Below are 3,874 nucleotides of genomic sequence, written 5' to 3'. Positions count from 1 at the left end.
GCCCGCGCCACGCCCCGGCCGCACGGCGCGGCGACCCGCGACAGCCAGCGAATGCAGGCGCTCGAGATGCTCATCTCCACGCATTTCCGCGAGCACAGGCCGGTCGGCTTCTATGCCGGGCGGGTTGGCGTTTCGGTGGCGCATCTCAACCGCCTGGCGCGGCGCGGGGCCGGCGCCAGCGTTTCGCAGTTGATCACCCGCCGGCTCCTGGAGGCCGCGCGCCGCGACCTGATCTTCACACCAACACCGGTGCAGGCCATAGCCTATTCGCTCGGCTTCCAGGATCCCGCCTATTTCAACCGCTTCTTCCGCCGCCAGACGGGGACGACGCCAGGCGCCTATCGAGAGGCGGAACGGCGGCGGCTGGCGGCTTGAGGGATCACGGGATTGATGGCCGGGATCTTTTGATGTATATACAAAAAGAATGAAGATCACCTTCGACCCGGTCAAGCGCGACAAGACGCTGTTGGAGCGGGCGTTGGATTTCGCCGATGCAGTCGAGGTGTTCTCCGGTCTGCATACGGTGCTGGAGGATGATCGTTTCGACTATGGCGAGACGCGCTTCATTTCTGCCGGTTTCCTACGTGGCCGGATGGTGGTGATCGTTTGGACGCAGCGCGGACAAGCGCGTCACGTAATTTCGATGAGGTTTTGTCATGCAAGGGAAGAAGCACGCTGGCGAAAGCACTTGGAACGACCCGGATGACGCCCCTGAACTCACGGAAAGCCATTTTCGCCAGGCCGATGTCTATCGAGGCGAGCGGCTTGTGCGCCGTGGCCGGCCACCTGCGGAGAATCCGAAGAAGGCGGTCTCCCTGCGGATCGATGCCGATGTGCTGGAGCGGTTCAGGGCGTCGGGGCCAGGTTGGCAGAGCCGCATGAACGAGGTGTTGCGCAAGGCGGCTGGGCTCAAGTGACCCTCGGAAGGGCGGTTATCCGCCCTTCCGGCGTGCGGACCGGCGATCACATCGCCTTTTCGGTGATCTCGTGCGTGAAGGCGCCTTCGGGCTCCTTGGTGATGACCGGATCGGAGCCGCCCTGAAGCAGCGTCTCCACCGTCTGCTTGTAGGCCGCCTCGTCGAGCGTCGCGCTGTCGCCGAGCAGCTTGGCGATCTCGCCCATCATGCGCTTCTGGTGTTTTTCGGTCTGGGCGCCGGTCGCGTCGTTGTCGAGGACGATCATCGCTGCCTCGTCCGGGTTCTCCCTGGCCCATTGCCAGCCCTTCATGGAGGCCTTGACGAAGCGCGTCATCCTGTCGGCGAAGGCCGGGTCCTTCAGCTTGTCCTCGAGCACGTAGAGGCCGTCCTCCAGCGTGGCGACGCCTTCGTCGGTGTAGTTGAAGACGACGATGTCGTCCTCGCCGAGGCCGGCGTCGATGACCTGCCAGTATTCGTTGTAGGTCATGGCGGTGATGCAGTCGGCCTGCTTCTGCAGCAACGGGTCGACGTTGAAGCCGATCTTCTGGATGGTGACGCCGTCGGCCGAGCCGTCGCGCGGCAGGTTGAGCTTCGACAGCCAGCTGTAGAGCGGATATTCATTGCCGAAGAACCAGGTGCCGAGCGTCTTGCCCTTGAAGTCCTCCGGCTTTTCAATGCCGGTCTCCTTCCGGCAGACCATGGTGAGGCCCGAGCGGGCGAAGGGCTGGGCGATGTTGACCACGGGCACGCCCTTTTCGCGCGCCGCAAGCGCCGAGGGCAGCCAATCCACCATCACGTCGGCACCGCCGCCGGCCAATACCTGCACCGGGGCGATGTCGGGGCCGCCGGGCTTGATCTCGACGTCGAGGTCTTCCTCCTCGTAGAAGCCCTTGTCCTTGGCGACATAATAGCCGGCGAATTGCGCCTGGGTGACCCATTTCAACTGCAAGGTCACCTCGTCGGCGGCCAGCGCCTGCGAGGCGGCCAGCATGAGCGCGCCGGAGATTATCCCTGTCACTGCCTGTTTCATGTCGTTTCCCTCTATGTTTGGGCCGTTCTCCGACGGCCGCGGTTATCCACTCCGCATGGACGGATGCCAGAATGTGACGGCGCGCTCTACGAGCGCCACCAGCCCATAAAACAGCGAGCCGGCGAGCGCGGCAACGGCGATCTCGGCCCACACCATGTCGATGTTCATGCGCCCCACCTCGGTGGAGATGCGGAAGCCCATGCCGACGATGGGCGTGCCGAAGAACTCGGCGACGATGGCGCCGATCAGCGCCAGCGTGGAGTTGATCTTGAGCGCGTTGAAGATGAAGGGCCCGGCAGCCGGCAGGCGCAGCTTGAACAGCGTCTGCCAATAGGACGAGGCATAGGTGCGCATCAGGTCGCGGTCGATGGCGCTGGAGGTGGCCAGCCCCTGGACCGTGTTCACCAGCATGGGAAAGAAGGTCATGATGACGACGACGGCCGCCTTGGACGGCCAGTCGAAGCCGAACCACATGACCATGATGGGGGCAACGCCGATGATCGGCAGGGCGGAGACGAAATTGCCGAGCGGCAGCAGGCCGCGCTGCAGGAAGGGCGAGCGATCGATGGCGATCGCCGCCAGGAATCCGGCCCCGCAGCCGGCCGCATAGCCGATCAGGACGGCCTTCAGGAACGTCTGCTGGAAATCCGCCCACAGCGTTGGAACCGAGTTCAGGAGCCGCGCCCAGATGGCGCTCGGCGGCGTCAGCAGCACCGGCGATATCTGGAAGCCGCGCACCACGCCCTCCCAGACGACCAGCAGGGTGATGCCGAAGATCGCCGGCACGAGAACGCCGAGCGCGCGCCGCCCGGCCGCCGAGCGAGGCGTCAGCCGGACCAGCCATTCGTTCAGCGCCCAGGCGCCGGCCCAGAAGAGGAGCGCACCGGTCAGGGCCCAGTTCATGGTCTTTCTCCCATGCGGGCCATGATCATGCGCTGGCCGATGCCGACGATGCCGACAAGGGCGGCGGCAAGGCCGGCGGCCATGAACAGGGCGGCCCAGATCTGCACCGTCTGGCCGTAATAGGAGCCGGCCAGCAGGCGCGCGCCGAGACCCGACACGGCGCCGGTCGGCAACTCGCCGACAATGGCGCCGACGAGGGCGATGGCGACTGCCACCTTCATGGAGGCGAACAGATAGGGCAGAGCCGACGGCCAGCGCAGCTTCCAGAAGGTCTGTGCGCTGCCGGCGTTGTAGGTGCGCATCAGATCGAGCTGGATCGTCTCCGGACTGCGGAAGCCCTTCACCATGCCGACAACGACGGGGAAGAAGGAAAGATAGGTGGAGATGAGCGCCTTGGGCAGCAGGCCCGACAGGCCGATGGCGTTGAGCACGACGATGATCATCGGGGCAATGGCCAGGATCGGGATCGTCTGGCTGGCGATCACCCACGGCATGACGGACTTGTCCATGGCCCGGTTGTGGACGATGCCGACGGCGATCAGCACGCCGAGGGCCGTGCCGATGACGAAGCCGAGCAGCGTCGAGGAAAGGGTCACCCACGCATGGTAGAGGAGGCTGCGCTTGGAGGTGATGCGGGTCTCGACCGTGGTCTTCCAGATTTCGGCGAGCACCTGGTGCGGCGCCGGAAGGACCGGTCGCTCCTGCGCCATCGCATCGCGGACAAGATCGGCGGCGGTCCATTCCGTGCCGGCGCGCTGGTAGGCGTCGATCTGCCATGGGGCGTTCAGGTAGATGGTGAAGGCGTACCAGACGAGGAGGAGGGCGCCGAGCACGATCAGGATGGGCAGCGTCTTGCCGGCGGCGAGGCGGTGGAGGAGGGACGGTGCGACGGGGCTGGTGGTGAGGGCAACGCTCATGGAACGCTCCTCGGCGCTCGCCCCTCACCCTTACCCTCTCCCCGCAGGCGGGGAGAGGGGGGGATCGACGTTGACGTGCTGACCTTCTCCCCGCTCGCGGGGAGAAG

Annotated in this window: 6 protein-coding genes; 3 read left to right on the top strand and 3 right to left on the bottom strand. The window is 65.5% G+C overall.

All coding sequences use genetic code 11. The features are described 5' to 3' along the window. From NUU27_RS25130 to NUU27_RS25120, 3 genes are all read left to right on the top strand, one after another. On the top strand, window positions 1-375 hold a 375-nt coding region (locus NUU27_RS25130; protein ID WP_257765026.1), incomplete at its 5' end, for a helix-turn-helix domain-containing protein. Window positions 376-424: 49 nt separating this feature from the next. Further along, window positions 425-706, top strand: a complete 282-nt coding sequence (locus NUU27_RS25125) for a BrnT family toxin (RefSeq protein WP_257765025.1) — start codon at window positions 425-427, stop codon at window positions 704-706. Further along, window positions 657-917, top strand: a complete 261-nt coding sequence (locus NUU27_RS25120; protein WP_257765024.1) for a BrnA antitoxin family protein — start codon at window positions 657-659, stop codon at window positions 915-917. Before NUU27_RS25125 ends, NUU27_RS25120 begins: the two co-directional genes overlap by 50 nt. Window positions 918-963: 46 nt before the next feature. On the opposite strand, the gene NUU27_RS25115 is transcribed toward NUU27_RS25120, so the two are convergent. From NUU27_RS25115 to NUU27_RS25105, 3 genes are read right to left on the bottom strand one after another with little or no spacing between them, the layout of a single operon-like run. Further along, window positions 964-1,947, bottom strand: coding sequence for an ABC transporter substrate-binding protein (locus NUU27_RS25115; protein WP_257765023.1), 984 nt, complete (start codon window positions 1,945-1,947; stop codon window positions 964-966). 42 nt (window positions 1,948-1,989) lie between these two features. Further along, window positions 1,990-2,850: an ABC transporter permease gene (locus NUU27_RS25110; RefSeq protein WP_257765022.1), complete on the bottom strand. Its 861-nt coding sequence runs from the start codon at window positions 2,848-2,850 to the stop codon at window positions 1,990-1,992. Next, complete coding sequence (locus tag NUU27_RS25105; protein WP_257765021.1) at window positions 2,847-3,767, bottom strand: ABC transporter permease; 921 nt, start codon at window positions 3,765-3,767, stop codon at window positions 2,847-2,849. The genes NUU27_RS25110 and NUU27_RS25105 overlap by 4 nt, the downstream gene beginning before the upstream one ends. Window positions 3,768-3,874: the final 107 nt, after the last annotated feature.

It is taken from the genome of Nitratireductor sp. ZSWI3 (assembly GCF_024655565.1).
Lineage (GTDB): Bacteria > Pseudomonadota > Alphaproteobacteria > Rhizobiales > Rhizobiaceae > Nitratireductor.
This window is presented reverse-complemented; position numbering and strand designations above follow the sequence as displayed.